Source organism: Streptomyces sp. NPDC052910 (assembly GCF_055585605.1).
Genome location: NZ_JBVJJR010000003.1, coordinates 186,201 through 212,215, shown reverse-complemented (window position 1 = coordinate 212,215; position 26,015 = coordinate 186,201). Strand labels below are relative to the sequence as shown.

21 protein-coding genes and 1 tRNA gene are annotated in these 26,015 nt (G+C 71.8%); 11 read left to right on the top strand and 11 right to left on the bottom strand.

Annotated features, from left to right (window positions below):
• Positions 1–66 precede the first annotated feature (66 nt).
• From ACZ6X9_RS11925 to ACZ6X9_RS11910, 4 genes are all read left to right on the top strand, one after another.
• Positions 67–843: a serine protease gene (locus ACZ6X9_RS11925; RefSeq protein ID WP_469778635.1), complete on the top strand. Its 777-nt coding sequence runs from the start codon at positions 67–69 to the stop codon at positions 841–843.
• A gap of 430 nt (positions 844–1,273) precedes the next feature.
• A complete protein-coding gene (locus ACZ6X9_RS11920; RefSeq protein ID WP_469777852.1) occupies positions 1,274–1,882 on the top strand; it encodes a hypothetical protein in 609 nt (202 codons plus the stop codon).
• A gap of 183 nt (positions 1,883–2,065) precedes the next feature.
• A complete protein-coding gene (locus ACZ6X9_RS11915; RefSeq protein ID WP_469777851.1) occupies positions 2,066–2,761 on the top strand; it encodes a response regulator in 696 nt (231 codons plus the stop codon).
• Positions 2,758–3,912, top strand: coding sequence for a sensor histidine kinase (locus ACZ6X9_RS11910; RefSeq protein WP_469777850.1), 1,155 nt, complete (start codon positions 2,758–2,760; stop codon positions 3,910–3,912). The genes ACZ6X9_RS11915 and ACZ6X9_RS11910 overlap by 4 nt, the downstream gene beginning before the upstream one ends.
• Positions 3,913–4,151: 239 nt before the next feature.
• Here ACZ6X9_RS11910 and ACZ6X9_RS11905 read toward each other — a convergent pair whose 3' ends face one another.
• Positions 4,152–4,838 carry an ATP-dependent Clp protease proteolytic subunit gene (locus ACZ6X9_RS11905; protein ID WP_469777849.1) on the bottom strand — a complete coding sequence of 229 codons (687 nt, stop codon included), beginning with the start codon at positions 4,836–4,838 and terminating at the stop codon, positions 4,152–4,154.
• 89 nt (positions 4,839–4,927) lie between these two features.
• Here ACZ6X9_RS11905 and ACZ6X9_RS11900 point away from each other — a divergent pair, with 89 nt between their 5' ends.
• On the top strand, positions 4,928–6,019 hold the full coding sequence (locus ACZ6X9_RS11900) for a LysR family transcriptional regulator (RefSeq protein ID WP_469777848.1): 1,092 nt from the start codon (positions 4,928–4,930) through the stop codon (positions 6,017–6,019).
• Between the two features lie 26 nt (positions 6,020–6,045).
• Here the strand turns inward: ACZ6X9_RS11900 and ACZ6X9_RS11895 are convergent, their stop codons facing one another.
• The gene (locus ACZ6X9_RS11895; RefSeq protein ID WP_469777847.1) at positions 6,046–6,420 is read right to left on the bottom strand and encodes a VOC family protein; all 375 of its coding nucleotides are present in this window, start codon (positions 6,418–6,420) and stop codon (positions 6,046–6,048) included.
• Positions 6,421–7,236: 816 nt separating this feature from the next.
• A complete protein-coding gene (locus tag ACZ6X9_RS11890) occupies positions 7,237–9,069 on the bottom strand; it encodes a glycoside hydrolase family 35 protein (RefSeq protein WP_469777846.1) in 1,833 nt (610 codons plus the stop codon).
• A gap of 272 nt (positions 9,070–9,341) precedes the next feature.
• Here ACZ6X9_RS11890 and ACZ6X9_RS11885 point away from each other — a divergent pair, with 272 nt between their 5' ends.
• A complete protein-coding gene (locus ACZ6X9_RS11885) occupies positions 9,342–9,734 on the top strand; it encodes a chorismate mutase (RefSeq protein WP_469777845.1) in 393 nt (130 codons plus the stop codon).
• A gap of 456 nt (positions 9,735–10,190) precedes the next feature.
• Positions 10,191–12,713 (top strand): aminopeptidase N, encoded by a 2,523-nt coding sequence (gene pepN, locus ACZ6X9_RS11880; RefSeq protein WP_469777844.1) that lies wholly within the window; start codon positions 10,191–10,193, stop codon positions 12,711–12,713.
• 107 nt (positions 12,714–12,820) lie between these two features.
• Here the strand turns inward: pepN and ACZ6X9_RS11875 are convergent, their stop codons facing one another.
• The gene (locus ACZ6X9_RS11875) at positions 12,821–13,375 is read right to left on the bottom strand and encodes a F0F1 ATP synthase subunit B (RefSeq protein WP_469777843.1); all 555 of its coding nucleotides are present in this window, start codon (positions 13,373–13,375) and stop codon (positions 12,821–12,823) included.
• 250 nt (positions 13,376–13,625) lie between these two features.
• Between ACZ6X9_RS11875 and ACZ6X9_RS11870 the strand changes: the two genes are divergently transcribed.
• A complete protein-coding gene (locus ACZ6X9_RS11870) occupies positions 13,626–15,056 on the top strand; it encodes a lysine N(6)-hydroxylase/L-ornithine N(5)-oxygenase family protein (RefSeq protein ID WP_469777842.1) in 1,431 nt (476 codons plus the stop codon).
• Here the strand turns inward: ACZ6X9_RS11870 and ACZ6X9_RS11865 are convergent.
• Positions 15,012–16,844 (bottom strand): bifunctional metallophosphatase/5'-nucleotidase, encoded by a 1,833-nt coding sequence (locus ACZ6X9_RS11865; protein WP_469778634.1) that lies wholly within the window; start codon positions 16,842–16,844, stop codon positions 15,012–15,014. The two genes, ACZ6X9_RS11870 and ACZ6X9_RS11865, sit on opposite strands and share 45 nt — an antisense overlap.
• Before the next feature lie 215 nt (positions 16,845–17,059).
• On the opposite strand from ACZ6X9_RS11865, the gene ACZ6X9_RS11860 reads away from it, so the two are divergent.
• Together ACZ6X9_RS11860 and pyk are read left to right on the top strand one after the other, a co-directional pair.
• On the top strand, positions 17,060–17,752 hold the full coding sequence (locus ACZ6X9_RS11860) for an SIMPL domain-containing protein (RefSeq protein WP_469777841.1): 693 nt from the start codon (positions 17,060–17,062) through the stop codon (positions 17,750–17,752).
• A gap of 144 nt (positions 17,753–17,896) precedes the next feature.
• On the top strand, positions 17,897–19,333 hold the full coding sequence (pyk, locus tag ACZ6X9_RS11855) for a pyruvate kinase (protein ID WP_469777840.1): 1,437 nt from the start codon (positions 17,897–17,899) through the stop codon (positions 19,331–19,333).
• Between the two features lie 24 nt (positions 19,334–19,357).
• Here the strand turns inward: pyk and ACZ6X9_RS11850 are convergent, their stop codons facing one another.
• Positions 19,358–20,122, bottom strand: a complete 765-nt coding sequence (locus ACZ6X9_RS11850; RefSeq protein WP_469778633.1) for a helix-turn-helix domain-containing protein — start codon at positions 20,120–20,122, stop codon at positions 19,358–19,360.
• Between the two features lie 119 nt (positions 20,123–20,241).
• Positions 20,242–20,316, bottom strand: a tRNA-Leu gene (locus ACZ6X9_RS11845).
• 96 nt (positions 20,317–20,412) lie between these two features.
• On the opposite strand from ACZ6X9_RS11845, the gene ACZ6X9_RS11840 reads away from it, so the two are divergent.
• A complete protein-coding gene (locus ACZ6X9_RS11840) occupies positions 20,413–21,069 on the top strand; it encodes an ANTAR domain-containing response regulator (protein WP_469777839.1) in 657 nt (218 codons plus the stop codon).
• 87 nt (positions 21,070–21,156) lie between these two features.
• On the opposite strand, the gene ACZ6X9_RS11835 is transcribed toward ACZ6X9_RS11840, so the two are convergent.
• Genes ACZ6X9_RS11835 through ACZ6X9_RS11820 form a run of 4 tightly spaced genes read right to left on the bottom strand, consistent with a single transcriptional unit; the run spans position 21,157 to position 25,955 of the window.
• Positions 21,157–21,873: an ABC transporter ATP-binding protein gene (locus ACZ6X9_RS11835; RefSeq protein WP_469777838.1), complete on the bottom strand. Its 717-nt coding sequence runs from the start codon at positions 21,871–21,873 to the stop codon at positions 21,157–21,159.
• A complete protein-coding gene (locus ACZ6X9_RS11830; protein WP_469777837.1) occupies positions 21,870–22,937 on the bottom strand; it encodes an ABC transporter ATP-binding protein in 1,068 nt (355 codons plus the stop codon). Before ACZ6X9_RS11830 ends, ACZ6X9_RS11835 begins: the two co-directional genes overlap by 4 nt.
• Positions 22,938–22,941: 4 nt before the next feature.
• Entirely contained in the window at positions 22,942–25,026 is a 2,085-nt protein-coding gene (locus ACZ6X9_RS11825) for a branched-chain amino acid ABC transporter permease (protein WP_469778632.1), read from the bottom strand.
• Positions 25,026–25,955, bottom strand: a complete 930-nt coding sequence (locus tag ACZ6X9_RS11820; RefSeq protein WP_469777836.1) for a branched-chain amino acid ABC transporter permease — start codon at positions 25,953–25,955, stop codon at positions 25,026–25,028. Before ACZ6X9_RS11820 ends, ACZ6X9_RS11825 begins: the two co-directional genes overlap by 1 nt.
• Between the last annotated feature and the right edge of the window lie 60 nt (positions 25,956–26,015).

The following is a 26,015-nucleotide window of genomic DNA, read 5'->3' as shown; positions in this document are numbered from 1 at the left end:
AACCTGACGGATGACTGGTGAAACGCTCGACCCTTCATGAAGGGACCCCCCTTGAGCACTCACCTCATGGCCCTCAAGAGAACCGTCGCCGTCGGAGCCGTGGCCCTCGCCGCGTTCAGCCTCCAGCCCGGCGGGGCGCAGGCGGACGGCCGGCCCGGCCAGGGCGTCGTCGGCGGCGTCCTCGCACAACAGGGCGAGTTCCCCTGGATGGTCCGCCTCTCCATGGGCTGCGGCGGCGCCCTCTACACCCGGCAGATCGTCCTCACCGCCGCGCACTGCGTCGACGGCAGCGGCGCCAACACGTCCATCACCGCCACGGCCGGCGCCGTCGACCTCACCTCCGCGCAGGCGGTCAAGGTCAAGTCCACCCGGGTCCTGCAAGCCCCGGGCTACGACGGCAACGGCAAGGACTGGGCCCTGATCAAGCTCGCCAAGCCGCTGGACCTGCCCACCCTGAAGACCGCCGGCACCACCGCGTACGACTCCGGCACCTTCACCGTCGCCGGCTGGGGCGCCACCCGCGAGGGCGGCGGACAGCAGACGAAACTGCGCAAGGCGCAGGTGCCGTACGTCGACGACGCCACCTGCGGCAAGGCCTACGGCGGCAGCCTCATACCGGGCGAGGAGATCTGCGCCGGGTACGTGGACCAGGGCGGGGTGGACACCTGCCAGGGTGACTCCGGCGGGCCCATGTTCCGCAAGGACGAGGCGGGGGCCTGGATTCAGGTGGGCATCGTGAGCTGGGGGACGGGGTGTGCGCGGCCGGGGTACCCCGGGGTGTACACCCAGGTGAGCACGTTCGCGAAGGACATCGCGGCGGGGGCGGCGGGGCTGGGCGGCTGAGTGACGGATGCCCCGGTTCCGTGGATGCCGGACGGGCCGAATCAGCCCGTCCGGCGTTCGGGGGCGGCGCGCGCGGCGTGCGTGGCGTGCTGTGGGGGCGCGGGGGCTTGGCCTCGCAACGAACGGGACGTGAGGGTGCCCCCTGGGGGTGAGGGGTGGGGGCTCGGGTGCCGTGGGGGAAGGCGTCCGGCGCCGTGGGGGAAGGGTCCCGGGTGTCGGGGGAGGACCCCAGGCGCCGTGGGGGAGGGGTCACGGCACCCCCACCGCCCGACTCCGGTATGACGCGCGCCGACGCACCATCCTCCTTTCGGCCGAGCCGGAACACCCCCGATATGGCCCGCCGGTCGAGGTGTACGAAGCACGAAGGCCCGTAACGTGGATCCGCGGCGCCCGAGCCGCCCCGCAGGACCACGACAGAAAGAGCACCTCCGTGCCCGCCAGGACCCGTATCGCCGCCGTCACCCTCCTCGCCGCCGCGAGCGTGGCGCTCCTGCCGGTGACCGGCGCACAGGCGGCGGACGCCGGGCACCGCGACCGCACCGTCGAGGACCGGGCCGTCGTCCGCCACGACGGACCCCGCGAGCCGTCGGACGCCTCCTCCGCGCCCCGCGAGGAGACCGCCGTTCACCCGGCCGCGCGAACAGCCGGGCGCGAGGTGAACCCCCGTCAGCACGACCCTCGCGTCACCCACCGGGAGCACTCCGGCGTGTCGCGTCCCGCGGCGCCGCTCCGGCCGGCCGGCCGGCTCCACGGAGTGCGGCGGGCCGAGCAGACCGGACAGGCCGAGCAGACCCGACAGGCTGGACAGGCCGGACAGGTGACGAGGACCAAGCACGCCAAGCCAGTGAAACCGGTGAAGCGCCACGAGGCCGCCAGCAACCCCGTCCGCCGCATGGTGCAGGCCGGCCAGACGGTCGGGGGCCGGCGTGACGCCGGCACGCCGCTCGCCGTGGGCGGCGCGGCACTGCTGGCCGTCGGCGGGGGCGCGTACGGACTGCGCCTCGCGAGCCGCCGCCGCGCGACGCGCGCCGACGTGTAGCCCCCCGGCCCCCACGCGCCCCCGTTCTCGCCGCGGCCCGCGGCACACCGCCGCCTGCTGTTGCGGCCCCCGGCCGCCCCCGGTGACATGGAGGGACGCGCGGCGGACGGCCGGAACCGGCCAGGGGCCGGCCCGAGGACGACCCGGCGACCGCCCGGGCGGGACGAGCACCAAGGGGACGACATGGCGATCACCGTCGTCATCGCGGACGACCAGGAGATGGTCCGCACCGGCTTCCGGATGATCCTGGAGAGCCAGCCCGACATCGACGTCGTCGCCGACGTCGTGGACGGCGAGGCCGCGCTGGCCGCCGTCGAGGAGCACCGACCCGACGTGCTGCTCCTGGACATCCGCATGCCCAAGCTGGACGGCCTGGAGGTCACCCGCCGGATCTCCGCGCTCACCGCCGCCGAGCCCGAGCGCGGCGGGCGCCCCCGCATCGTCATCGTCACCACCTTCGACCTCGACGAATACGTCCACTCGGCGCTCCGCGACGGCGCCTCCGGGTTCCTGCTGAAGGACGCCAGCCCCGCCATGCTCGTCGAAGCGGTGCACGCCGCGGCCGTCGGCGACTCCCTCATCTCGCCCGCCATCACCGTCCGGCTGCTCCGCGACCTCGCCCCGGCGGGCGCGGCCGGAACGAGCGGTGGCGGCCGCTCCGTCAAGGTGCCCTCCGAGCCGCTGACCGAGCGCGAGGAGGACGTCGTCCGCTGCCTCGCGCGCGGGGCCACCAACGCCGAGATCGCCGCCGAACTGTTCATCTCCCTGTCCACGGTCAAGACCCACCTGGCCAACGTGCAACTGAAGCTCGACGCCCGGAACCGCGTCGAGATCGCCGCCTGGGCCTGGGAGAGCGGGCTGGCCACGGGTGGTACGTGACCGGCCGCGCCGGACTCGCCGTCCGGCACCCGCGGGGTGCCGCCGTCGCCAAGGCGGCGCTCGCCGTCTTCCTGCTCGGCCTGGTCGGTTTCGAGGGCCTCGTCCTCGCCCGGCAGCCCAGCCCGCCGCACGCCGTGGTCCTGGCCTCGGGCGTCGCCGTCTGCCTGTGCGCCGTGCCGTACACCTGGATCCCGCTCGACCTGCGCGCGGGCGTCGCCGTCGGCGTGTCCTGGACGACCTCCGCCGTCCTGATGGCCGGACCCCACCCCGGCGCGGTCTGGGGCATGGGGGAGGACGTCGCCCTGCTGGTGCTGCTCACCAACGTCGTCCAACGCTCCCCGGCCCGGCGCGCGGCCCTCCTGGGCCCGGCGCTCGCCCTGGCCGCGCTCGCCGCACCGGTGCGCGACCTCGACCCGGGCCGGTTCACGGCCGTGTTCACGCTGCTCACCGTGGTCGTCGGCGGGTACTCGCTGATGCTGCGCGCCCAGTCGGCCCAGCGCGTCCGCGACATGGCGGCCGTCCGGACCGCGGAACGCCTGGAACTGGCCCGCGAACTCCACGACCTCGTCGCCCACCACATCACCGGCATCGCCGTCCAGGCCCAGGCGGCGCGCTTCACCTCCGTCGAGGGGGACGCGGCCGCCCGCGCGTTCGAACGCATCGAAGGGTCGGCGGGCGAGGCGCTGGGCGCCATGCGCCGCCTCGTCGGCATCCTGCGCGAGGGCGCCGAACCCGAGACCGAGCCCGTCGCGGGCCTGCCCGAGGTGCGGTCCCTCACCGAGCGGTTCACCCGCACCGGCCCGCCCGTCGCCCTCTACATCGAGCAGGGCATGGAGAACTGGCTCCCCGGCGACATCGCCGCCGCCGTCCACCGCGTCGTCCGCGAGGCCCTGACCAACGTCCGCAAGCACGCCGCCGACGCCACGGCCGTCCGCATCGGCGTCCGCGGCGTCCCCGAGGGCGTCGAACTGCGCATCGCCGACGACGGCCGCCGGCCCGCCCCGCTCCCCGACACCGCCCGGGGCGGTGGCTTCGGCCTCGTCGGGCTGGCCGAACGCGCCAAGGCCATGGGAGGCCGGCTCACCGCGGGACCGGCGCCGGAGGGCGGATGGCTGATCACCGCGGTGTTCCCGGTGGAGCGGCGGCGGTGAGTGTTCGGGGTCTGCGGACGCTTTCGACGTCGTGTCGGGTGTCGGGGTGTCGGGCGGCCTGGGTGATCGGCGTGTGTGGTCGGCGTGGTTCGTGTGGCTCGCAGGACCCCTGCGGCAGGCATGACCGGCATGACCTGCGTGGCACGCATGGCTTGCGCGAGATGTGGGGCGTGTATGGCCTGTACCTCTGTACGTCCGTGCGGCCTGCGTGGCCTGCGTGATCTGCGTGGCCCGCGTGGTCAGGGTGTGCCGTGGAAACCGGCGAGTTGGTCCGCCGAGGCGATCACGCGGTCGACGAAGCCGTACTCCAGCGCCTCCTGGGCCGTGAAGTAGTGGTCCCGGTCGGAATCCGCCTCGATCTGCTCCACCGGCCGGCCCGTGTGGTGGGCGATCCGCTCCTGCACCAGACGCTTGACCGCCCGCATCTGAACGATCTGGATCCTGATGTCCGACGCGGAACCCGCGAGCCCCGCCGAGGGCTGGTGCATGAGGATGCTCGCGTGCGGCAGCGCGTACCGCTTCCCGGGCGCGCCCGCGCAGAGCAGGAACTGCCCCATGGACGCCGTGAAGCCCAGGGAGAGCGTGGCGACGTCGTTCGGGATGAACTGCATGACGTCGTAGATGGCCAGCCCGGCCGTGATCGAGCCGCCCGGCGAGTTGATGTAGAGGTGGATGTCGCGGTGCCGGTCCTCGGCGGAGAGAAGCAGCATTTCGGCGCAGATCCGGTTCGCGATCTCGTCGTCGACCTGCTGCCCGAGCACGATGATCCGGTTGCGCAGCAGTCGCTGGAAGACGTGCTCGGCGGCGGGGGACGCCGGCGGCGCGGCGGGAGAGGCCAAGGCGGGGGAGTGCGGGGAGCGTGGGGAAGGAAGGGAAGGAGGGGAAGCCAGGAGGGTCGGGGCGGCGGACAACGGATATGCGCTCATGACGTCAGGAAAACCGCAGCTCACGGGTGCTGTCCAACAACTTCCGCGGGCACTTTGACAACCCGGGGTTGTCGGTTGAGTCTGACGCCATGGAACCCGATCTCCCGGGCATGCGTGCCTTCGTCGCGGTCGCCGAGGAACTCCACTTCGGCCGGGCCGCCGCCCGCCTGTTCCTCACCCAGCAGGCGCTGTCCAAGCGCGTCCGTCGCCTGGAGGACGCGCTCGGCGCGCCCCTCCTCGAGCGCACCACCCGCAGCGTCGAACTAACGTCTGCCGGGCGGCGGTTGCTGCCGCTCGCCGTGGATGCGCTCACGGCCTTCGACGCGGCCGTCCGGACCGTCCGCGGCGCGGTGCGGCCGCTGCGCGTCGAGGTCTTCGCCGAGCGCTTCACACCGCTGCGGGTGCTGCGCGACACCGTCGCCCGGACGCCGGGGGTCCGGGTGGAGCCCAGCATGCGGCAGGGGCTGGCCGGCGCACTCCCGGCCGTGCTCGGCCGCGAACTCGACGCCGCGTTCGGCCGCGTCCACGACCTCGGCCGGCCCTGGCCCGCCGACCTCCGCCACCGGCCCGTCCACCTCGAACCCCTCCACGCCTACGTACTCGCCGGGCACCCCCTCGCCGACCGGACGTCCGTCCGTCCGGCCGACCTGCGGGACGCCGGGATCGCCATGCCCGACCCCGGCGGCGCGGAGGAGTGGCGCGGCTATCTGACCCGCTTCTGCGACGAGTTCGGCATCCCGCTGCGGTTCACGGCACCGGCGGTGGGCGCGCGGGACTACGGTGAGCACATGCTGCGCGAGGGGCGTGCGGTGACGGTGGGGGAGGCGGGGATGGACCTGCCGCACGACGGGCGGCTGCGCCGCCTCCCGATCGTGGACCCCGAACCCCTGCACCTGTGGTCCGTCACCTGGCACCGCTCCAACCGAGACCCCCAACTGGGCGCTCTGCTTCGGGCTTTGCCCGAGCCGGGGGAAGGCGCCGGACCGATGGATGATGCCTGGCCGGCGGATGATGCCGAAGCTTTGGATGGTGCCGGAACTATGGGTGGTGCCGGCGGTGTCGGGCGGCGCGGCGGGCGGCCGGCCGCCGTCTGGCTGCCTGAACCGGACCGTGAGGCGCTGGCCGCGTACCGCGGCACGGTCCCGGGCCGGAACCGCCGTCCCGGCCCGGGACCGAGGTGAGGGCACCGCGGGGGTCGTCCGCGGGGCTACGAGTAGCAGAGGCAGAACGGGTGCCCCGCCGGGTCCGCGAAGACCCGGAAACCCGACGTCGTCCCGCCGCTGTCATGCAGGAAACGCGCCCCGCGCTCGGTCACCTCCCGCTGCGCGCGCTCCAGGTTCTCGCGCGGGCCGACGGAGAAGTCCAGGTGGAACTGCTGGGGGTGCTCCGGGTCCGGCCACCGCGGCGGACGGTGGTCCTCCACCTTCTGGAAGGCGATCCGGGTGTTGCTCTCGGGGTCGTTCAGCCACACCCAGGCCGGGTCGCTCGCGTCGACCTTCCAGCCGAGGATCGCCCCGTAGAAGGCGGCGAGCGCCGCGGGGTCCGGACAGTCGATGACGGTGCAGTCCAGTTTCGCGATCATGCTGTGATGCTCCTGCACTCCCGGTGAGTTGTCCACCGGGCAAGAACGAACCCTGTGTTCTGGGGCGAGTGTGACGTCTGTTCTCTAACGAGCCTCCTGATGCGAACATCCGGACCAGTTGGTCCGGTCCGGACGGCTTCACGCCGCACGATCTGGGAACAACACCTCCACAGGGCCGTCCCGCTGGTCACCGTCATCGGCCGGTGATCAGCGGGACGGAGGTGTACACCACCCGACTTACCGGCTGCCCCGCCGACCGCCCTGCCGAACGTCCCACCGCCGATTCCGGCGAACGCCCTGACGCCGGTCGCGGGGGAGCGCCCTACCGCCGGCCCCTACCGCCGGCTACGGCGAACGTCTCACCGGCGCCCACGGTGAACGCCCTCGCCCCGGGCTGCGGTGATCGCCTCACCGTCGGCTACGGCGTACGCCTCACCGACGCTCGCAGTGAACGTCCCCGCGGGCTCCGGTGAACGCCTCATCCGCCGCTACGGCGTACGCCTCACCGACGCTTACGGTGACCGTCCCTGCCCCTCGGGCTCCGGTGAGTGCCTCACCGACGCTTACGGTGAACCTCCCCGCCTCCCGGGGGTCCGGTGAATGCCCCACCGACCGCTACGGCGTACGCCTCACCGACGCTTACGGTGACCGTCCCCGCCTCGGGCTCCGGTGAGCGCCCCACCGACGGTTCCGACGAGTGGCCGGCCGGCAGCCCGCCGAGCGACCGTCCGGCAGCCCTTACGAGCGACCGGCCGTCGCACCGCCGAACGGTCGGCCGGTGCTCTGCCCGTTCACCCCGCGGCTCATCCCTTCGGCTCATCCCTTCGGTTCACCCCCTCGGCTCGTCTCCTCGGCGCCTCGCCCCTCACCGGGCCCGCGAAGTGCTTCCGCGCCCGCCTCCGGAACCGGTTCCAATGACGGCCGCATCGTCCCCGCGCGCTCCATCTCCAGCACCAGCAGCTCGTTCAGCCCCGTCCGCAACACGGGCCCCGGGACCCAAAGCGTGAGCTGCGGTCCGGCGGACCAGTACCGTCCCAGACAGAAGCCGTTCACCCACACGAACCCCCGTTCCCAGCCCGGCAGTCGGAGTACCGCGTCGCCACCCGCCGGCAACCGGAACGCGCCGCGGTAGAGCCCCGGTTCGTCCCCGCCGGCCGGCCGCCACCGCACCACCGCCAGCGCGCCGTCCTCCTCGAGCGCCGCGAGCCGCAGCCCCCGCGTCCGCACGCCGTGGACGTACTGGCCTCCGTGTAACAGTCCGCCCGTCAGTCCCTTCCGTTCGCCCAGTCGCGGACCGTAGTTGACCCTCCCCAGCGACTCCACCCACAACTCGACCGACGCCGGCCCCGGAACGTCCCCGATCAGCCCGTCCTCCTCACGGAGCACGGCCGTCCGTACGCCGTCCACGGAGACGACGGCCAGGTCCCGCAGCCCGGTCACGCGCAGCGGCAGCGCCCGGCGCGGCCCCGGGACCGTGAACCGGTAGCGGACGACACCCCGGTCCACCCCCAGCTCCTCGAACGACGGCGGCAGTACGGTCTCCCGCGCGGATCCGCCGAGCGCGTCCATCACCTCGGCCGGCGGTGCCCACCGAGTGAGCTCCGCGCGCACGGGCTCCCGCAGCGCCGGGGGAGCGGGCGGCGGGTCCGGCGGCGGGCCGTCCCCGAAGGCTGTCAGCACCTCGCGGAAGGCGTGGAACTTGGCCGTCGGCCGGCCGTATTCGTCGACGGGCGCGTCGTAGTCGTAGGACGTCACCGTCGGGCACAGGGCGCCCCGGTGCTGCTCGCCGGCCCGGTTCGCCCCCGCCCAGCCGCCGAAGTTCGTCCCGCCGTGCGCCATGTAGACGTTCACGGACGCCCCGCACTCCAGCACCTCCCGCAGGGCCTCCGCCGCCTCCCCGGCGTCCCGCGCGGCCGGCGTACCGCCCCAGTGGGCGAACCAGCCGCACCAGAACTCCATGCACATCGACGGCCCGGCCGGCCGGTGGCGGCGCAGCGCCCGGAAGGCCTCCCGCGCTCCCGCGCCGAAGTTCACCGTCGCCGTGGCACCGGGGACCGTCCCGCCCGTGAGCATGTGGTCCTCCGGCCCGTCCGACGTCACCAGCGGTACCACCACCCCCGACGCCCGCAGCCGTCCCACGAGGTGTTCGAGGTACCTTTGGTCGCTGCCGTACGAGCCGTACTCGTTCTCCACCTGCACCAGCACGACCGGCCCGCCCCGGCCGAACTGCCGCCCGGCGATCTCGGCGCACACCGCCGCCAGCCAGCCGTCCGTCGCGCGCAGGAACTGCGCATCGCTCGTCCGGACCCGGCGCCCCAGCCGTCCCGTGAGCCAGAACGGCAGCCCGCCGTTCTCCCACTCCGCGCAGATGTACGGCCCCGGGCGCACGATCGCGTACAGGCCCGCCGCACCCGCCGCGTCCAGGAACCGGCCCAGCTCGCCCACGTCGTGGAACCGGCCCTCGGCGGGCTCGTGCCGGTTCCACGGGACGTATGTCTCCACGCAGTTGAGCCCCATCGCCCGCAGCATCGCCAGCCGGTGCGGCCAGTGCCCCTCGTGCACCCGGAAGTAGTGCAGGGCCCCCGACAGCAGCCGCACGGGACGCCCACCGATCCGGAACCCGTCCTCCGCCACGGTGAAGTCCGGCACAGCAGCCCCCCAGCCCCGTCGCCCCGCCCGAGCGGCCCGGACGGCCCGGGCCGCGCCCATCCTGACCCACGCCGGCCGCCGCCGTCACCGGGGCACGAGGCGCGACGGGGGGCGTACCACCGGGCCGCCGGAGCACCGGCCGCGACCCCCGCCCGCCGTCCGGGCACCCGTACCACCCGCCCCCGCCCTCCCCCCTCTCCCGGGGCCTCGGCGGTCACCGGTCGGATCATCGAATCGGCGTGGACGGCCGGTACCGCATAAGGTCGGTCGATATGAACGACAGCACCAATTCCGACCGCCCCGGCGCCGACCGTCCCGCCCCCGTCCCGTCCGGCGAGGCGGCCCCGGCCGCCGCCGCGGCCGGAGCGGGCGCGCCCGATGACGCCGTGCGGGCCGAGCTCTCCCGGCTGCGGGACAGCATCGACAACATCGACGCCGCGGTGATCCACATGCTGGCCGAGCGCTTCAAGTGCACCCAGCAGGTCGGCCACCTCAAGGCCGCGCACAAGATGCCGCCCGCCGACCCGGCCCGCGAGGCACGCCAGATCGCCCGACTGCGCCTCCTCGCCGAGAACGCGAAGCTGGACCCGGCGTTCGCGGAGAAGTTCCTCAACTTCATCATCGCCGAGGTCATCCGGCACCACGAGACCATCGCCCGTACCTAGCAGCCGTCCGCCCGCCGGAGAGCCCCTGCGCTCGCTCCAGGGGCCGGAGGGCCCGTACCGGTGCGTGTACGAGCGGCGGCGGCCGGGACCGGGCGGCCGGCCCATACCGCCCCTGCCCCCGCCCACTGGCCGTGTCCCCGCCGGCCGTGTCTCCACCGGCTGCGTCTCCACCAGCCGGGCGTCCGCCGGCTGCGCCTTCCCCGCCCGTGCCTTCCCCGGCCGGGCCCCCGCCTGTTGTGCCTGCCCCGGCCCCGCCTCCGCCTGCCCCGCCTGCCCCAGCCCCGCCTCCGCCGGCCGCGCCTCTCCCGCCCGTGCTTCCGCCGCCCGCGCCTTTCCTGAGCGTGCCCCCTCCGGCCGCGCCGCCCCCGGCCGCACGCGGGCCCGGGCCCCCGGCGCCGCCCGCCCGGCCGGCAGGTGCCCAAAACACCTCGTCCGTCGTCGGGACGCTGCGGCAGCATGGCTCCCATGACCGTACTGACGCACGACGAAGCACAGGCCAGGGCCCGGCTCCTGGACGTCCACAGCTATGACATCGACCTGGATCTCACCCGAGGCGAGGAGCACTTCCGCTCCACCACGGTCATCCGCTTTCACGCCCGCACCACGGGTGACACCTTCGTCGAAGTCCGCCCCGCCGCCCTCCTGAGCGCCACTCTCGACGGCCGCCCCCTCGACACCGCCTCGCTCGCCGACAACCGGCTCCCGCTCGCCGGGCTCACCCCCGGCGACCACGAGCTGCGCGTCCAGGCCGACATGAGCTACTCCCGTACCGGCGAGGGCATGCACCGGTTCACCGACCCCGCCGACGGCGAGACCTACCTGTACACCCAGCTCTTCCTCGACGACGTCCAGCGCGTCTTCGCCGCCTTCGACCAGCCCGACCTCAAGGCCGTCTTCTCCGCGACCGTCACCGCGCCACCCGCCTGGACCGTTCTCGGCAACACCGTCGCCACCCGCGTCGGGCCGCCCTCCGAAGGCCGCTGGAAGCTGCCCCCGAGCCGGCCCCTCAGTACCTACTTCGTCGCCTTCGCCGCCGGCCCCTGGCACAGCGTCCGCACCGAACACGCCGGACTGCCCTTCGCCCTGCACTGCCGCCGGTCCCTCGCCCCGCACCTCGACGCCGACGCCGACGAGCTCCTCGACATCACCCGCCGCTGCTTCGACCGCTTCCACCAGATCTTCGACGAGCCCTACCCCTTCGACTCCTACGACCAGGCGTTCGTCCCCGAATACAACTTCGGCGCCATGGAGAACCCCGGCCTCGTCGTCCTCCGCGACGAATACGTCTTCCGCTCCGCCGCCACCGACACCCAGCGGCAGACCCGCGCCGTCACCATCGCCCACGAGATGGCCCACATGTGGTTCGGCGACCTCGTCACCCTCCGGTGGTGGGACGACATCTGGCTCAACGAGTCCTTCGCCGAGTACATGGGCTACCAAGTCCTCACCGACGCCACCCACTTCACCGGCACCTGGACCGAGTTCGCCATCAGCCGCAAGGCCTGGGGCTACGATGCCGACCAGCGCGAGACCACCCACCCCGTCGCCCCCGAACCCGGCGCCGTCCACGACACCGCCGCCGCCCTCCTCAACTTCGACGGCATCTCCTACGCCAAGGGCGCCTCCGCCCTGCGCCAACTCGTCGCCTGGCTCGGCGAGAAGGACTTCCTCGCCGGCATCAACGCCCACTTCGCCCGGCACCGCTTCGGCAACGCCACCCTCGCCGACTTCCTCGACTCCCTCGCCGGCGCCTCCGACCGCGACGTCCACGCCTGGGCCGCACAATGGCTCCGCACCACGGGCGTCGACACCCTCACCCCCCGGATCACCACGACCGACGGCCACTGGCAGCTCACCGCCGACCACGAGGGCACCCGCCCCCACCGCATCGGCGTCGGCCTCTACGACCACGACCCCGACGACCCCCGACGCCTCACCGCCCGCCCCCGCACCGAGACCGACGTCCCACCCCATCCCGGACCCACGCCCCTGCTCACCGGCACCGGGCCCCGGCCCGCCCTCGTCCTCCTCAACGACGGCGACCTCGGCTACGCCAAGATCCGCCTCGACCCCGACTCCCACGCCACGGCCCTCCGCACCCTCTCGGGCCTGCCCGATCCCCTCAGCCGCGCGGTCCTCTGGAACGCCCTCCGCGACCAGGTCCGCGACGGCCTCCTCGCCCCCGCCGCCTACCTGCGGGCCACCCGCGAGCACCTCCCGCACGAGACCGACAACGCCGTCGTCGAAGGCGTCCTCACCTTCGCCCGCACCCAGATCGCCGACCTCTACCTCCCCGGCGACCACCGCGACGACGCCCTCGCCACCCTCCGCGACACCTGCCGCGACCTCCTGCGCCGCACCGAGGGAGGCACCGCCCCCGGCCCCCGCCTCGCCGCCGTCCGCACCCTCATCGCCAGCGCCGCCGACCCCGGCACCCTCCACGACTGGCTCCGCGCCGGCACCGTCCCCAACGGGCCCGCCCTCGACCCCGAACTGCGCTGGCGCGTCCTCACCCGCCTCGCCGTCCTCGGCGCCGTCACCCCCGACACCATCGACGCCGAACTCGCCGCCGACCCCAGCGCCACCGGCCGGGAAGGCGCCGCCCGCTGCCACGCCGCCCTCCCCGACCCCGCCGCCAAGCAAGCGGCCTGGCACGCCCTCTACGCGGACGACAACCTCTCCGCCTACCTCTGGACCGCCACCGCCCAGGGCTTCTGGCAACCCGAACAGCTCGACCTCACGCGCGTCTACCGCGACCACTACCACCACGACGCGACGGCACTCGCCGCCCGCCGCGGCACCGCCCTCGCCAACGCCGCCGGCAACCATGGATTCCCCCGTCCCCACATCGACCACGACACCCTGCGCCTCGGCGAGGAATGCCTGAGCGGCACGGAACCGACCCCCGCGCTCAGGCGTCAGCTCCGCGACCGGCTCGACGACCTCCGCCGAGCCCTCACCGTTCGCTACCCACAGTGAACACCACCCCACTGACAATGACCCCCGCCAGGCCCGTCACCGCATGACAAAGGCGCCCGCACCCCGGTTCGGGGTGCGGGCGCCAGGCCCGAAAAACGCTGCCTACGTCAGCCGCGCTTGTCCTCGATCGCGTTCGCCGGCTCGGCCGTGCGGAGCTCCTCCAGGAAGCGGTCCACGATGCCGCTCTCCCGCGCGTACGTCTCGACCGACTCGCCGACGATGCGGCCCGCCAGCTCGGTGGCCAGCGCGCCGACCTGCTCGCGCAACTGCGCCTCGGCCATCGTGCGCTCCGCGTCGATCATCGCGTGACCGGCGGAGACGATCTCGTCGCGCTGGCGCTGGCCCTCGGCCCGCAGCTCGGCGATGATCGCGTTGCCCTGCTCGACCGACTCCTGCCGCAGGCGCGCGGCCTCGTGCCGGGCCTCGGCCAGCAGCGCCTGGTACTCGGCGTGGACCCGCTCCGCCTCGGAACGCGTCTCCTCCGCCTCGCCGAAGCGCCCCTCCGTGGCCTGCTCACGCTCGGTGAGGACCTTGTTGATCCGCGGCAGGATCCCCTTCGCGATCACCGCGAAGACGAGGAAGAAGAGCACCAGACCCAGGACGAGGGGGGCGACGTCCGGCTTGAGCGGTCCGATGTCGATAGCAAGGTTCATCATGGCCATGGGGTGCAGGGTAGTCGACGCCGCGCCCGGGGCGCGCCCCGCACTCCGTCGCACCCCCTTCTCGCCCGCGCGACCCCCTGCTTCCCGCTCGCGCGGGGTCCGTACCACCATCGGGGGAAACATCCCCCACAAGGCGTCACGTCGCAGGTACAGCCGGTAGCTTGAAGCGTCCCAAAGTATCGAACAAAAAGGGCATAAACGACTTGTCCGGCTGTGTTCGCCGCCGCCCACGGGAAGGCCGCACCCCCGCATGAGCAACCCTCCGTCCTCCGACCACACTCCCGACGCACCCCTCGACTTCGCGGGCATCGGCATCGGCCCCTTCAACCTCTCCCTCGCCGCCCTCGCCCACCCGCTCGCCGACCTCCGCGCGGCGTTCTATGACGAGAATCACACGTTCCGGTGGCACCCCGGACTGCTCATCGACGGCACCCGTATCCAGGTTCCCTTCCTCGCCGACCTCGTGACCCTCGCCGACCCCACCAGCCCCTGGACCTTCCTCAACTACCTCAAGACACGCGAACGCCTCTACCCCTTCTACTTCGCCGAGCGCTTCCACATCCAGCGCGCCGAATACGACGCCTACTGCCGCTGGGTCAGCGAGAACCTCACCGGCCTCCACTTCGGCCACCACATCGACGCCGTCCGCTGGAATCCCGAACGCGTCCTCTTCGAGATCGACTACACCCAGCTCGACCGCGACGGCGAGGCCGAGGCCCTGGGCCGCACCTACGCGCGCAACGTCGTCCTCGGCATCGGCACCACCCCCGACATCCCCGAACCCCTCCGCCCCCTCGTCGAGGCCCACGGCGTCCCCGTCCACCACTCCGCCGACTACCTCGACCACCGTGCCGACCTCCTCGCCGCCGACCACGTCACCGTCATCGGCTCCGGGCAGTCCGGCGCCGAGATCTTCCTCGACCTGCTCCGCCACCGCCCCGTGGGCCGCGAGAAACTCCACTGGCTCGCCCGCACCCCCGCCTTCGCCCCCACCGAGACCAGCCGCCTCGGCCGCGAACACTTCACCCCCGACTACGGCCAGTACTTCCACGCCCTCCCCGAACCCGTCCGCGACCAGGCCCTGCCCCAGCAGTGGCAGCTCCAGCAGGGCATCGACCCCGCCACCATCACCGCCATCCACGACGAGCTCTACCGCCGCAGCCTCCACGGCGGCTGGCCCGACACCACCCTCACCCCGGGGGTCTTCGTCCGCACCGCCGGACGCGTCGGCACCACCCGCGTCGAGCTCCACCTCGAACACCACCAGCAAGGCACCCGATCCCGCCTCACCACCGACGCGGTCGTCCTCGCCACCGGCTACCGCGAACGCCGCGTCGACCGGCTGCTCGCCGCCCTCGACCCCTACATCCGCCGCGACTCCGGCGGCCGGCCCCGCATCGACGCCCAGCACCGCCTGGTCCTCGATCCCCTGGTCAAGGGCGCCGTCCACGTCCAGAACGCCGAAACCCACACCCACGGCATCGGCAGCTCCGACCTCGGCCTCGCCGCCTGGCGCAGCGCCACCATCCTCAACGCCATCACCGGCACCACCCATTACCCGCTGCCTCAGCGCACCGCCTTCACCAGCTTCGGTCTGGAGCCGCGGCCCACGCCACGGCCCCACACCACACCGTCCTCAGAAAAGCGGCACACCATCCCGCGTCAGCTTCCAGTCCACTGACGCGAACCTGGCCACGTCGATCACCTGCTGGGCCTTCACCCACCCGATGATCGTGTTACGGATCTCCTCCGAATTCGCCCACACCTGCTTCGCCCGCGCCACATGCGGGAAATTCCCTCCTCCGCTCGCCCGGTAGTTGTTCACCGCCAGCACGAACTGCGCGGAATCGTCCAGCGGCTTCCCGTCGAACAGCAGCTTCCCGATCCGCGCACCCGGCGCCTTCGCCACGTCGATCTCGTAGGAGAGACCGCTCACCACGTCGTAGTTGTAATCCGGAATGCTCTCCGCGTTCGTGAGCTTCGCCGGATCCACCGGTGCCCCCGCCGGCGTCCGCACGTAATACCGCGCCGAGAATTCCAGGTACTCCCGCAACTGGGCGCCGGTCAGCACCCGCGCCTCCAAGGTGTTCTCGAACGGATACAGCCCCGCCACCTGACGTACCGACACCTGGCCCGCCGGAACCGCCGCCGTCCGCGAGAAACACGAAGCCTGCGACAGCACCGGCAACGACGCGTACGCCGTGCCCTTCAACGCCGCCCGCACCGTCTCCGCCTGCACGTGGTTGATGAAATCGATGACGGGCGTGTCCCGGTACGGCGCCTCCGCCGCGCTCATCGCCGCCGTCGACGTCCCGATCCGCTGGTTGACGTACGCCACCACCTTCCGGTGCTGACCCCGCACCAGGCCGGTGACCATCGCGTCTTCCTCGGCGGTGTTGGAATTCAGCACCTTCGACGACACCGACGCGACCTGCCAGCGACCCCGCTCCCACACCAGGTCGAAGTCGAACAGCGTCAGCCGCTGCCCCCACTTCAACGGCTCGGACAACACCACCGACCGGCCCGTCTCCTTGTTCACCACCCGGTACTCCGGCACCTCCACATGCGCGTGTCCCACCAGGATCGCGTCGATCCCGGGCACCCGCTCCGCCACCAACGCCGCCGCGTTCTCCACATGGGGCAGCGCGTCACCGTAGGACGACGTCCCGCTCATCCCCGAATGCGCCGACACGATCACCACGTCCGCGCCCATCGACCGCAGTCGCGGCACCCACTTCGCCGCCTGCTCCTCCAGGCCGGGGAACACCATCTTCCCCTGCACATTCGCCTTGTCCCAGATGGCGATCCCCGGATTCGTCAGACCCAGCACCGCCACCCGCACATCCCGCCCGTGCGGCGTCCGCATCCGCTTGATGACATACGGCCGGAACGCCGGCCGCATCGTCTTCGCGTCCAGCGCGTTCGCCCCCAGCAACGGGAAATGGCACTGCTGCTCGAACTTCCGCAGCACCGGAATGCCGTAATTGAACTCGTGGTTCCCCAGCGCCGCCGCGTCGTATCCCATCGCGTTCATCGCCAGCGCCATCGGATGCACCGGCCCCCGGTGCCCGGTGATCGGCTCCACCCGCGCGTAGTAGTACGCCAACTGCGTACCCTGAATGGTGTCGCCCGCGTCGATCAGCAGCGTGTTACGCCGCCCCTTCTCCTTGCGGACCTGCTTCACCAACGTGGAGATCTTCGCCAGGCCCACATCGTTGTGCGCCTTGTCATCGAACTCGGCATCGGTGAAGTAGTCCCAGTTGAAGACGTTCCCGTGCAGATCCGTGGTGCCCATGACGGTGAACGCGTACCGCTTCGTCCTGCCGTGCCCGTGGCCCCCGGACGCCCCCTGCCCCGCGAGGGACTGCTCGGCGGCCGCCGCCGACGCGGCGCCCACCGCTCCGGTCAGGGCCACACCCGCCCCCGTAGCGGCCGTACGCCCCAGGAAACGCCTGCGGTTGAGCGGCATCGAATTCCCCATCCCTTTACCTGACGATCTCACCGCACCCGGCCCGGAGCCGACTGCGTCCGACAACGACACCGGGCGGCCGCAACACCACGACCCCCCGGTACAACGCGCGTAGATTCTGACCCCCACAGGCACCGAGGCAACACCCTTGCAAGGTTGCGATCCGATGACTCCGGACAGTCCCGCCGACGAACACGGACTGAGACGCTAGCCCCATGACCGCAACCGAGCCGCTGCCCTACGGAACCCCCGACACGCCGCGCGTCGCCGTCCGCGGCGAGGCCCACCTCGAAGTCGACCCCGAAATCGCCTGTCTCGGAATCACCATCAGCGCCCGCGGCACCGACCGCCACAAAGCCCTGGACGATCTCACCCGCCGCAACAACCACATCATCGAACTGCTCAAAACCCACGGCGACGCCGTCGAGAAAATCGAAACCGGCTCCATCACCATCACCCCCCAACTCAACGACAAAGGCCGCCACGAACGCATCCGCGCCTACCGCGGCCACGTCCACCTCACCGCCACCCTCAGCGACTTCACCATCCTCGGCGAACTCACCACCCGACTCGCCGACCTCGAACTCACCCGCATCGACGGACCGTGGTGGGCCCTCCGCGCCGACTCACCCGCCCACCGCGAAGCCCGCCGCCAAGCCGTCCACGACGCCGTCCGACGCGCCCGCGAATACGCCGAGGCCCTCGGCTCCCGCCTCGTCGCCCTCGTCGAACTCGCCGACACCGGCGCCGAACACCCCGCCCCCGCCCCACCCCCCGGCCGCCCCGCCATGCTCCGCAGCGCCGGCTACGCCGGCTCCGCCCCGCCCGCCCTCGACCTCGAACCCCAACGCCAGAGCGTCTACGCCCATGTCAATGCACGGTTGACCATGACCCCGCCGATCCTGTGAACCGGCGCGCGAGGGGGCGCCCCACCGCTCATCGGAGCGCCCCCGCGCACGTTTCACTAGTTGTCAACAGACCTTTACCCAACGGACGTTGGGTGGCCGTGTCCGGCAGATTCTCTACCCACCGGTAGGTCATAAGGTCGTGCCATGCGCCGAGCGAAAATCGTCTGCACCCTGGGGCCCGCCACCGACTCGTACGAGCAGATCAAGGCCCTCGTCGAAGCCGGCATGGACGTCGCCCGCTTCAACCTGAGCCATGGCACCCACGCCGACCACGAGGCGCGGTACGAACGGGTGCGGAAGGCCGCCGAGGAGACCGGCCGCAACGTCGGCATCCTCGCCGACCTTCAAGGCCCGAAGATCCGCCTCGGACGGTTCCTCGAAGGCCCCGTACTCCTTGAACGCGGCGACACCTTCACCATCACCGTCGAGGACGTCCTCGGCGACCGCCACCAGTGCGGCACCACCTACGACGGCCTCGCCGACGACGTCACCCGCGGCGAACGCATCCTCGTCGACGACGGCCGCGTCACCCTCGAGGTCACCGAAGTCAACGGACCGCGCGTCCACACCGTCGTCCTTGAGGGCGGCATGGTCTCCGACCACAAGGGCCTCAACCTCCCCGGTGTCGCCGTCTCCGTCCCCGCCCTCTCCGCGAAGGACGTCGAAGACCTCCGCTGGGCCATCACCACCGGCGCCGACATCGTCGCCCTCTCCTTCGTCCGCAGCGCACGGGACATCGACGACGTCCACCGCGTCATGGACGAGGAGGGCCGCCGCCTCCCCGTCCTCGCCAAGATCGAGAAGCCGCAGGCGGTCGAGAACCTCGACGGCATCGTCGCCGCCTTCGACGGCATCATGGTCGCGCGCGGCGACCTCGGCGTCGAAATGCCGCTCGAAACGGTCCCGATCGTGCAGAAGCGCGCCATCAAACTGGCCAAGCGCAATGCCAAGCCCGTCATCGTCGCCACCCAGATGCTCGACTCCATGATCGACGCATCCCGGCCCACCCGCGCCGAAGCCTCCGACGTCGCCAACGCCGTCATCGACGGCACCGACGCCGTGATGCTCTCCGGCGAGACCAGCGTCGGCAAATACCCCATCGAAACCGTCCGCACCATGAGCCGCATCCTCCAGACGGCCGAAGAGGACATCCTCGCCCAGGGCCTCCCCCCGCTCACCGAACGCAGCAAGCCCCGCACCCAAGGCGGCGCCGTCGCCCGCGCCGCCGCCGAGATGGGCGACTTCCTCGGCGCCAAGTTCCTCGTCGCCTTCACCCAGTCCGGCGACACCGTCCGCCGCCTTTCCCGCTACCGCTCACCCATCCCCCTCCTCGCCTTCACCCCCGAACCCGCCACCCGCTCCCAACTCAACCTCACCTGGGGCGTCGAAACCTTCCTCGGCCCCATGGTGCAGACCACCGACGAAATGGTCAGCCAGGTCGACGAATACCTGCTGCGCATCGGCCGCTGCCGCAAGGGTGACATGGTCATCATCACGGCCGGCTCCCCGCCCGGCACCCCTGGCACGACCAACCTCGTGCGGGTGCACCACATCGGAGAGGACGACGGGCCGAAGGGGTGACCCCACGGGCCGGCCGGCGAGGGGTCAGTATTTCGGGCCGATGTGCGCGTCCATGAGGGCCACGGACGCGCGCCGGGCGACCGAGACGTTGAACGGCGCGCCGTTGCGGCGGGTGACCGTCCACTCGACGCCGACCTTGTCGAGGGTGTCGCAGTACAGCCGCCGGATGTCGTCGGACTTGTTGGTGAAGAAGTAGCGGGGGTACTCGTAGCGCTTGCGTTCACCGCCGATGAGCCGCGTGGTCCGGTTCGTCATCCGGCAGCCGTCGGAGTGGACGAGGCCTCTCAGGAACTCCCATGGGTGCGCATCGACGACGGACCGCTGCCACGGCACCAGCGCGATGGTTCGCTCGTGTTTCCTGCCGGGACCGTGCTGGGGAAAGAGGCACGCCCAGTGCTTGCTGCAACTGGTGACGGAGACGCAGCCCTGCTTTCGGACGACGCATACGCTGTTCTCGGGGCGGACCCGCGTCATCGCGGTTCGGCAGGCGTCGATGAGTCCCGGCCACGCGTCCGCGCAGGCGACGCGCAGCGTGTAACCGCCGCTCGGATGTTCGCTGAGGCAGCCGTCGCCGAGGTAGAGCCCCAGGAGGTAGGCGTAGGCGGGAGCGTCGGCGGGCGGCTCGGGCCGGGGGCCGCACAGTGAGCAGCCGGTCCGCTTGGGCTCCACACGGATGAGCCACTGCCGGATCGCGTGCCGGGATATGCCGGTCTGCCTGCTGACCGAGTTGAGACTGAAACCCTGGTCTACGAGGGCGAGGGCCTGTCGGCGCGTGGCGAGGTCGTACACAGGAGCGAGCGTGACGCGCTCGGTGTCATCGATCCCGCGGATCGGGGCCTTGTCCACCTGAAAGGGTGAAGATCCCCAACGTCGGCTATCGCGCCGTGACCTTGGAAATGAAGGTAAAGTGCCCCGGGTCGGACTCGAACCGACACTGTATGGGTTTTGAATCCATTGCCTGCTGCCAATTGGGCTACCGGGGCCTTGCAATGTAAGGAGAGTGTATACCCCTGCGGTACTCAAAACTACCGCACTCGGTACCCTCATGGAGCACCGCCTTTCCAGGACCGAGGAGACCCGTGAGCGCCGCCGAGCCCCAGCCGCCCGTCGACGACGAGCCGCAGCACACCCCTCCGCAGACCACCCGTGTCGTGATCGCCGAGGACGAGGCGCTGATCCGTCTCGACCTCAAGGAGATGCTCGAGGAAGAGGGCTACTCCGTCGTGGGCGAGGCGGGCGACGGGGAGACGGCGGTCGCGCTGGCGCGGGAGCACCGGCCGGATCTGGTGATCCTGGATGTGAAGATGCCGGTGCTCGACGGGATCTCGGCGGCCGAGCGGATCGCGGCCGAGTCGATCGCCCCCGTGCTGATGCTCACCGCGTTCTCGCAGCGTGAGCTCGTGGAGCGGGCGCGGGACGCCGGGGCCATGGCGTACCTGGTGAAGCCGTTCAGCAAGAGCGACGTCGTGCCGGCGATCGAGATGGCCGTGTCGCGGTTCACGGAGCTGAAGGCGCTGGAGAAGGAGGTCGCGGACCTTTCCCAGCGGCTGGAGACGCGCAAGCTGGTGGACCGTGCGAAGAGCATTCTGCAGACGCAGTACGGGCTGACGGAGCCGGCGGCGTTCCGGTGGATCCAGAAGACGTCGATGGACCGCCGGATGTCGATGCAGCAGGTGGCGGAGGCCGTCATCGAGGACGCGCGGGAGAAGAAGGCGGCCAAGGAGCAGCCGCAGTAGCGGCCGGTGGTTGTTCGGTCCTGTTTCGCGGGGCCCGTGTCCGGGGTGGACGCGGGCCCTTCGTGTCGCCTGGGGCGGGGTGCGGGGTCAGTCCTCGCCGAGGTAGGCCTTGCGGACGGACGTGTCGCCGAGGAGTTCGGCGCCGGTGCCGGAGAGGACGATGCGGCCGGTTTCCATGACGTGGCCGTGGTCGGCGAGGGTGAGGGCGGCCTGGGCGTTCTGTTCGACGAGCAGGATGGTGGTGCCGTCGGCCTTGAGCTCGGCGATGGTGGTCATGATCTTCTGCATCATGATCGGCGAGAGGCCCATGGAGGGTTCGTCGAGCATGAGGAGTTTGGGGCGGGACATCAGGGCGCGGGCCATGGCGAGCATCTGCTGTTCGCCTCCGGAGAGGGTGCCGGCGGGTTGGCGGGCGCGTTCGCCCAGGATCGGGAAGAGGCGGTAGGCGTGCTCGATGTCCTGGGCGATGGCGGTGGTGTCCTTGCGCAGGAAGGCGCCGAGCTGGAGGTTCTCGGCGATGGTGAGGCGGGGGAAGATGTGGCGGCCTTCGGGGGAGTGGGCGAGCCCGAGGGCGACGATGCGGTGGGCGGGGATGCGGGTGAGGGGGTGTCCGTCGAAGCGGATGCTGCCGGCTGTGGGGCGGAGGAGGCCGGAGAGGGTGCGGAGCGTGGTGGTTTTTCCGGCGCCGTTGGTGCCGATGAGAGTGACGACCTCTCCGGCGTGGACGGTGAAGGAGATGCCCTTGACGGCTTCGATCTTGCCGTAGGCCACGCGGAGGTCGCGGACTTCGAGGAGGGCCGTCATCGGGGGTCGTTCTCCTCGGGGTGAGGGCGGGGTGTTCCGTTGGGGGCCGCGGTCGGGTGCTGTGGGGCTTGTGTTCGCCCGTCCGCCGGAGTCTCCGTCGCGGCCGGTGTCTGTGCCCTCGCCTCCGGCTGTGTCCTGGCCTCCGACTGTGCTCGCGCTTCCGACTGCGCCCGTTCCGCCGCCGTCGCCGCGGCGGCCGCCGCTTCCGCCGCCCGGGCCGCTTCCGCCGCCTCGACCTCGGCGGCCTCGTCCTGTCCCGGTGCGCCTTCGAAGGGGGTGCCGAGGTAGGCGGCGATGACGCGTTCGTCGCTCTGGACGGTCCGGGGGGTGCCTTCGACGAGTTTGCGGCCCTGGACGAGGACGGCGACGTGGTCGCAGAGGTTGAAGATGAAGCGTATGTCGTGCTCGATGACGAGGACGGCGATGCCCTGGTCGCGGATGGCGAGGACGAGGTGTTCGGCGGCGCGGGTCTCCTGGGGGTTCATGCCGGCGGTGGGTTCGTCGAGGAGGAGCAGGCCGGGGTCGCTGGCGAGGGCGCGGGCGATTTCGAGCCTGCGCTGTTCGCCGTACGGGAGGTTGCGGGCGAGGTGGTCCGCTTTGTCGGCGAGGCCGGTGAAGTCCAGGAGTTCGCGGGCGCGTTGGTGGGAGGCGCGTTCGGCGCGGTGGAATCCGGGGCCGCGGAGGAGGGCGGAGAAGAGGCCTTCGTGGGTGCGGGTGTGGCGGCCGACGAGGACGTTCTCCAGGACGGTCATGCTCGGGAAGAGGCGGATGTTCTGGAAGGTGCGGGCGATGCCTGCCTGGGTGACCAGGTGGGGTTTGGCGGGGAGCACGGTGTCGCGGTACGTGACGGTGCCTTCGGTCGGGACGTAGAGGCCCGTGAGGCAGTTGAAGAAGGTGGTTTTCCCTGCGCCGTTGGGGCCGATGAGGCCGACGATCTGTCGGTCGTGGACGGTGAGGTCGACGGACTGTACGGCGGTGAGGCCGCCGAAGCGCATGGTGACGCCGGTGGCGGTCAGGACGGGTGTGGCGCTGGGGACAGTGGTGGCGGTGACGTCGGGGGCCATGGGGTCACGTCTCCGCTCGGGTGAGGGGTGCGGCGCCGGGAGGGGCGGCGTCGTGGAATTCGAGCTGTTTCCGGCGGTCGGCGACGAGGCCCTCAGGGCGGAAGCGCATCAGGAGGATGAGGGCGACTCCGAAGAGCAGGAGTTGGTAGTCCTGCATGAAGTCCATCTTGTTCGGGATGAGGTACAGGAGGGCGGCGCCGACGATGGGGCCGGTGATGGTGCCCATGCCGCCGAGGATGACGGCGGCGAGGAGGAAGGCGGAGTTGGGTGGGACGGTTCCGGCGAACTGGTACTGGTCGGGTGTGGCGGTGGTGATGACGTGCGCCTGGACGGTGCCGGCGAGGCCGGCGAGGGCGGCGCCGAGGGCGAAGGCGAGGAGTTTGAGGCGGAAGGCGTTGATCCCCATGGCGGTGGCGGCGGTCTCGTCCTCACGGATGGCGATCCAGGCGCGGCCGATGCGGGAGGCGGCGGCGCGGCGGAAGACGAGGACGACGGCGAGGGTGGCGAGGAGCATGAGGAGGTAGTAGTTGCCGAAGCGGCCGATGGGGGTGCCGAGGAGGTCGTGGGTGTCGCCGAAGTCGAAGCCGCCGATGGCGAGGTCGGGGATGTTGGGGATGCCCATGGCGCCGTTGGTGATGTCGGGGCCGGTTTTCCCGTTGAGGTTGAGCATGGTGATGCGGAAGATCTCGCCGAAGCCGAGGGTGACGATGGCGAGGTAGTCGCCGCGGAGGCGGAGGGTGGGGGCGCCGATGAGGACGCCGAAGACGAGGGAGGTGCCGATGCCGGTGAGGATGGCCGCCCAGAACGGGAAGTGGACGCCGGCGGCGGATTCGGGGGAGCCGGAGACGAGGGCCGCGGTGTAGGCACCGACGCCGAGGAAGGCGACGTATCCGAGGTCGAGGAGGCCGGCGAGGCCGACGACGACGTTGAGGCCCAGGGCGACGGTGGCGAAGATGAGGATGCTGGTGGCCAGGTTGGTGTAGGTGTCGCTGGTGAGGGTGAGGGGGAAGGCCGCGGCGGCGATGAAGGCGGCGGTGAGGGTGATGGTGTGGTGCCGGGCCGTGAGGGTGGCGAGGCGGGTGGTGAGGCCGGAGCGGCCGAGGGCGGCCAGCCCGGTGCAGGCGAGCAGGAGGTAGCCGACGAAGAGTTCGCCGTACTCGGCTTCGATGCCGTAGGTGAAGAGGCCGAGACCGACGGCGAAGGCGGCGGCGACGACGAGGATTTCGGCCCAGGCGGGGAGTCGGGCGGGGGCGGCGGTACGGCCGGGAGTGAGGCTGTGGCGGAAGCGGTGCCAGGGGTTGGCGGGTGGCTTGTTCCCTGAGCGGTCCGAGCCGGCGGCAGGGCCCGGGGTCGGTGCGTGCCCGGAGTGGGCAGAGTGCTCGGAGCGGTCAGAGTGCTCGGCGGCTTCCGTGCGGCCTGGGCCCTCGTCGCCCGCTGAGCTTTCCGAGTGCGCCAAGCCGGCCGGGGGCTGAGAGCCGGCCGAGCCCGCGGAACCGCCCGAGCGCCGTGCCCGTGCTCCGTCCTCCGCCCGTTCTCCGCCCTCCGCCCGTTCTCCGCCCTCCGCGCGCTCCCCGTCCTCCGCCCGTTCCGGATAGGGCAGTGCCGGGGGCAGGGCCAGGGCGCCGAGGAAAGCGGCGAGGGTGGCGGCGCCGGCGAGGAACCCGCCGGGTTCGAGGTTGACGAGGCCGCCGAGGTCGGTGGTGATGGCGCCGAGTGTGTACCAGGTGGCGGCGAAGGTGCCGAGGGCCAGGAGGAGGGTGGGGGCCGTGGTGCCGGAGGGCGCGAGCCAGCGGAGGCCGCGGACGCCGTAACCGGCCAGGACGTGCAGCAGGGTGAGGGCGGCCCCGGCGAGAGTGATGTTCTGGAGCCCGCCGGGATAACCGGTGACGGTGAGGTTCCCGGGGAACGAGGTGGTCCAGGTCCAGGCGAGAAAGGTGGAGACGATCGCGAGGAGCGCTCCGGCGCCGGTGAGGAGGCGGGCGGCCTTCGGGGGCAGCGGGAGCGTGGCGCGCACCGGGGCCGTGCCGGGGGCCGGGACAGCGGCGGACGGTCGTCCTCCGGTGTGGTGGCGGTCGAGGGACACGGTCATCACGCCCGATCCGCGACGCGTTCGCCGAGCAGCCCCTGGGGCCTGAGCAGCAGGACGAGGATGAGGAGGACGAACGCCCAGACGTCCTTCCAGGAGCCGCCGCCGAACTGGGCCATGCCGGGGATCTCCTCGATGTAGCCGGTGGCGAGGGCTTCCGCGACGCCGAGGACGACACCGCCGAGCATGGCGCCGTAGATGTTGCCGATGCCGCCGAGTACGGCCGCGGTGAAGGCCTTGAGGCCGGTGATGAAGCCCATGCGGAAGTCCACCTGCCCGTATTTGAGGCCGTGGGCGACGGCGGCGACGGCGGCGAAGGTGGCGCCGATGGCGAAGGCGATGACGATGATGCGGTCGGTGTTGATGCCCATGAGCTTGGCGGTGTCCGGGTCCTGCGCGGTCGCCTGCATGCCGCGGCCGGTGCGGGTTCCGGCGACGAAGAGGCCGAGGGCGAGCATGCACAGCGGCGCGGCGATCAGCAGGAAGACCTCGCCCCGCTGCACGGTGGCGCCGAGTATCTCGAAGGACTCGCCCTTGAACTGGGGGAACACCCTGGCCTTCTTGGCGTCGGGGTACCACTTCCAGACGGCCTGCTGGAGTGCGATGGAGAGGCCGATGGCGGTGATGAGCGGGGCGAGGCGCGGGGCGCCGCGCAGGGGGCGGTAGGCGAAGCGTTCGGCGGCCACGGCGATGGCGACGGCGGCGGCGACACCGCCGAGGATCATGAGGGGGAGGGCCAGGAGCAGCGCGGTGCCGTCGGGTAGGGCGAGATGGACGGTGAGGGCGCCGAAGCCGCCGACCATGAAGATCTCGCCGTGGGCGAAGTTGATGAGCTGGACGATGCCGTAGACCATCGTGTAGCCGATCGCGATGAGGCCGTACATCGCGCCGAGGATGAGTCCGTTGGCCAGTTGTTGCGGCAGTTCGTGCACCGCCGGGCCTCCGTGGGATGAGACGTGCGGGGGACGTGCCGGGGACGTGCGGGGGAAGGG